The 4,777-nt window shown below is 61.2% G+C and carries 2 protein-coding genes and 1 pseudogene; all 3 read right to left on the bottom strand.

The window, feature by feature from the left end; genetic code table 11:
• Positions 1–785: 785 nt before the first annotated feature.
• A complete protein-coding gene (locus H1Y01_RS05210; RefSeq protein ID WP_219341290.1) occupies positions 786–1,934 on the bottom strand; it encodes a glycoside hydrolase family 1 protein in 1,149 nt (382 codons plus the stop codon).
• Positions 1,935–1,978: 44 nt separating this feature from the next.
• Positions 1,979–2,116, bottom strand: a pseudogene (locus H1Y01_RS19910) (hypothetical protein); the annotation flags it as partial.
• 218 nt (positions 2,117–2,334) lie between these two features.
• Complete coding sequence (locus H1Y01_RS05205) at positions 2,335–4,758, bottom strand: endonuclease MutS2 (RefSeq protein ID WP_437179948.1); 2,424 nt, start codon at positions 4,756–4,758, stop codon at positions 2,335–2,337.
• Positions 4,759–4,777 lie beyond the last annotated feature (19 nt).

Genomic DNA, 4,777 nt, shown 5'->3' with positions numbered 1-4,777 from the left:
GAACATTTCGGGCCCGAGTCCTGCCAGGGCACGCAAGGCTTTTTGTGCTTTTAGTGCTTCTTCGATTGGGTACATCTTGGGTTCATCCATTCAGAACATCCTTTCGTACTACGAAGTATATCACTAGCGGCCAGAGGGAGGGAATCGGCCTTAGGCAGATTGATCGGTGAGGTCGGCCCGGCTCGATCATCACACCGACCGGCGGCCATACTGGAATGATGATGGGCGGGGCAGTCCCGAAAAGGACCCCTTTGGGGAGGGTAAGCGGGATCACGAGTCACCCCTAGGGCTATAGTTGTCCATGCCCAACAATACATGTGAACACTGCGGCGGTTCACAACTCATCAGCGGTCTCACTGTTTCTGCTTCCGGTGGTGGTGGTGACGTACGTCCCGGCCTCCTCTGCAAAGAGAAAGGCTTTTTCAGGTGGTCCGAAAGGGGGAAAAGGGAGAGCCTTTTTGCTGACATGTGCACCTCTTGCGGCACTGTGAAACGTTTATACGTGAAAGACCCGAAACGCGATTGGGTCGTATAACTTTCATGGTTTCAACCGGAACGGTCCCCGGCCCAATGGGCGCAAAGGTGTGGGAACTCCTCACCAGGCTCCAGAACAAACCTGCGACGGCGATGAGAACGACCCAAAAAATAACTGTTTTGCGCCCGGCGAAGTCGGTTTCAAGTTCGCGGCACACCCGTAGTCTCTCGACCTCTTCTTCGCGAACTCGTTGCCTTGTCATCGGAGAGCGCCAAGATTGGGCCGCCGAAGGGAATCTGCCTTTCTTCAGTCAGAGAGAATTCCGGCGTGCAATGTTCCCCAGCGTCACCCCACTAGGCTTGATGGTCCGCTTCTGCGTCTTCAGGTCCACCGCGACCAGCCCATACTTCGGCTCATATCCCGACATCCACTCGAAATTATCCAGCAGCGACCAAGCGATGTATCCACGCGCATCCACCCCATCGTCGATCGCCCGCTTCAGACCGGCCACCGCTTGCCGCACGTACTCCACCCGCCGCGTGTCATCGGTGGTTGCAATGCCGTTCTCCGTAACGATGATCGGAACCCCCGTCGCCTTGCTCGCATACCGCACCACGTGCTCCACGCACTCTGGATAAAACTCAATCCCCGATTGCGTCACCTCAACTCCCGCCGGCGGTGGCAGGTCCTTCTTGCCGACCAGCGAACGACCATACGTCTGCACGCCGAGATAATCGCAATGCTTTGCCGCCTCCAGCCACGACCCGTACACCGCCGATCGCTTTTCATCCACGTGGCTGTCTTCAGGAGCCGGCTGATCGTCCTGCATGGCCAGGTTGAACCCCACCGGCATCCCAGGCATCACTGACTTCATCGCTTCCATCCCCTTGGAGTGCGAAGCCATCAACCCGTCATGGTTTCTGTTCGCGTCCCCGGTGAGGAAGTTCGAAAACTCCGGAGCGTTCGCCTCCTTGCGCACCCGTTCCCGCGCCCCGCGCATCATGTCCGAAACGCTCATTTCCCCTGGACCTCCCGGCAACCTGACCCAGTCCAGTAATTGGGGCAAGTCCGGCTCGTTCAACGTCGACGCATACCCGATCATGTCGCCCAGGTACCGCGTCGCCCGCTCGCAGTAGCGAGCAAACCGGTCCGCCGCATCCGCCCGCTCCCATCCACCCTTCAACGCGAACCATCGGGGCAGGGCAAAGTGCGAATACGTCACCATGGGAGTCAGCCCTTGCTCATGACAAGTGCCCACCATGCGCCGGTAATGTTCCAGCTCGGCGTTCGAAAACGCCCCTTCCTCCGGCTCAATTCGCGACCACTCAATCGAAAACCGATAGGTGTTGAACCCCAGGTCGGCCACCATCGAGATGTCCTGTGGATATAGATGGTAGTGATCGCATGCATCGCCCGACCGTTCCTTGAAATCGTCCCCGGCATTTGCTCCATCAGCCATAGGTCCGTGTTGATGTTGTTGCCTTCCACCTGGTACGCGGCTGTCGCGCAGCCCCATAGAAACTTCTCCGGGAATGCCTTTGACCTTTCCGCTGCGCCGGCTTTGTCCTGCCCCGCCAGCGAACCCAGTGCCACCGCCGCCGCTGTGACCGAAGCGCTTCTCAGCAGCTCCCGCCGTGTCATCGAGCTCACTTCGCCATCCCTCATTTCTTTCACTCTCCAGGTGTATTCCGTTCCTGATCGAGGACGCCCGTCTTGCCAAAGTTGGAGCATACAGTATAGGGCTTCGCCGGGGTCGCACATCCTCAACCTGCGTGGGCAGAGCAATCTGAGCGGATGCCGATAGAGCGTCTCAAAATGACCGGTTGTGAGGCTGTCGAAAATATCCCGATACGAGACATTCATTCCCGCAGCTCGACGATGGTCGCTCCCGCGCCGCCCTCATTCGGCGTGGCCGGGTAGAAGCGCGCGACGTGCGGATTCGCCCCCAGCAGTTCGGCCATGACGCGCTTCAGAACGCCCATTCCATGGCCATGTACGATGCGAACACGGCTGGCCGTCGCGAGCGCGGCTTGATCCAGAAACTGCTCCACGCGGTCGCGCGCTTCGTCCGCCCGCTCGCCGATAATGTTGATCTCCTGGAAGACCGGATTCAGCTGGGGCGCCTGCCGGAACTGGATGTTGGAGCCCATGCGCGGCTTGTCCACGCCGGCACTTTCGGGCAGTACTTCCTCGATATCTTCGAGCGCAACCTGCATCTTCATGAACCCGGCTTCGACTTCGACCCGGTCATTCGAAAGCAGGCGCCGCACGCGCGCCACGTCGCGGACGCCGCGCACACGGACGCGAGAGCCTTCTTCGAGCTTTGCCCGCTCGGGCGTCTTGGTCGCAGCAGCGGCCGGATCGGTGAGTGCGTCCTGCACCTGCTCGCGAAACTCGCGCTTCACGCGCGAGATCTTGCGCTGCGCCAGATCCTCCGCTTTGCGGCGCTCGGAAGTCTCCATCAGGCGGTCGATGGTTTCGCGCGATTGCTGTTCGAAGCGCGCGATCAGCTCTTCCGTTTTGGCTTCGAGCTCGCGTGAGCGCTCGATTTCGCGGCGCTCCCACGCGGCTGCGCGAAGCCGCTCAGTCGTTTCCAGTCGCGTGCGCTCGTGCGCCAGTTCCTGCTCGTGGGCGGTTGCGGTATCCAGGCGGCGGTGCAGCTCCGCGATCAGGCCCGCAAGATCCGCCTCGCGATTGCTCAGGCTGGCCCGCGCGCGCTTCATAATGTCCTCCGGCATGCCGAGGCGTGTGGCGATATCGAGACCCGCCGACTTCCCCGGCAGCCCGACTTGCAGCTGGTAAGTCGGCGCGAGGCTTTCTTCGTCATAACCCATCGAGGCATTGAGCACGGACGGTGTATTCGCGCCGTAAACTTTGAGCGCCAGCAGGTGAGTGGACGCGAGCGTGAACGCTCCCGCCGCGCGGAAATGGTCGACCAGCGCAACGCCGAGAGCGCCGCCTTCTTCCGGATCGGTTGCCGATCCGATTTCATCGAGCAGCACCAGCGTTTCCGGCGTAACATCCAGCGCCATCTCCCGCAAACGCGCGATGTGCGCGGAGAATGTGCTGAGGCTTTCCTGGATGCTTTGCGCGTCGCCGATATCCGCCAGCACTTGCTCGAAAACCGGCAGCTCGGCGTATTCACAAGGGACCGGGAAGGCCGATTGCGCCATCAGCGCGATCAGCCCGACGGACTTCAGCGTGATCGTTTTCCCTCCGGTATTAGGTCCGCTGATAAGCAGCGTGCGGCAATCGGAATCGAGCTTCAGGCTGAACGGAACCACGCGCCGGCCCTGCCGTTTGAGAACGTCGCTCAATAAAGGATGGCGCGCTTCCCGCAATTCGAGACGCCGATCCCCTTGCCCGCTGAACACCGGAATCGAGCACTCGAACTCGACCGCAAACCGCGCTTTGCCGAAGATCAGATCGAGGTCGCCCATAGTCTCGATGGCGACGCGGATCTCCGGTCCGCTCTCGCGCAGGCGCGCCGTCAGCTCGCGCAGAATGCGCTGGACTTCACGCATCTCCTCTTCGGTGAGCCGGACGAGTTCGTTGTTCAAATCGATGGTCTCGAGCGGCTCGACAAACAACGTGTGGCCGCTGGAACTCGCCCCGTGAATGACGCCGTTCATGCGCCGCCGCTGCCCGGCAATCACCGGAACGACGAACCGCTCATTGCGGATGGTGACAATCTCTTCCTGCAGCAGGCCTTCATCGCGATGCGTGCGAAGAAAGCGCTCCAGCGACTCCTGAATCTGCCGCTTTTGGCGCTCGATATCGCGCCGCAGCCGGTTCAGCGCGACACTCGCGTTATCGGCGATCGATCCATCGGGCAGTACTTTGCCCTGGATTTCGACAAGCAGCGGACGGAAGTCGCCGATGCTCGCGCCGCGCGCTCCGAGCAGGGGGAAACGTTCCGCCGCGGCGTTGAGGATGGATCGCGCATCGGCTGCGCGGTCGAGAAGCGAGATCAGGTCGAACAGTTCTTTGGGTTCGAGCGTCGCGCCTTCGATGCGGAGCTTTTCCGCAGTTTGCGTGAAATCGGGCAGGCCGTTGAAAGAGATGCGGATCGCGGACCCGCGCTGCGCCGGCTGCGGCTTACTGGAGGCGCGCAGATACTCGATCGCCTCGCCGGCTTCGGCCAGTTGGGCTTCGATGGCTTTCCGGTCGGTACCTGGAGCGACGGCGTCAAGGCGCATACGACCCATGGGGCTGCCGACATAGCGGGCGAGGAGTGCGCGCAAGGCTTCGAATTCGAGTAAGTCCGCGCTGGTCTGCTGCACGCTTTCAACATATCGCGGG

Source organism: Nevskia soli, assembly GCF_903970205.1.
Taxonomy (GTDB): Bacteria; Acidobacteriota; Terriglobia; order Bryobacterales; family Bryobacteraceae; genus Bog-113.
This window is presented reverse-complemented; position numbering and strand designations above follow the sequence as displayed.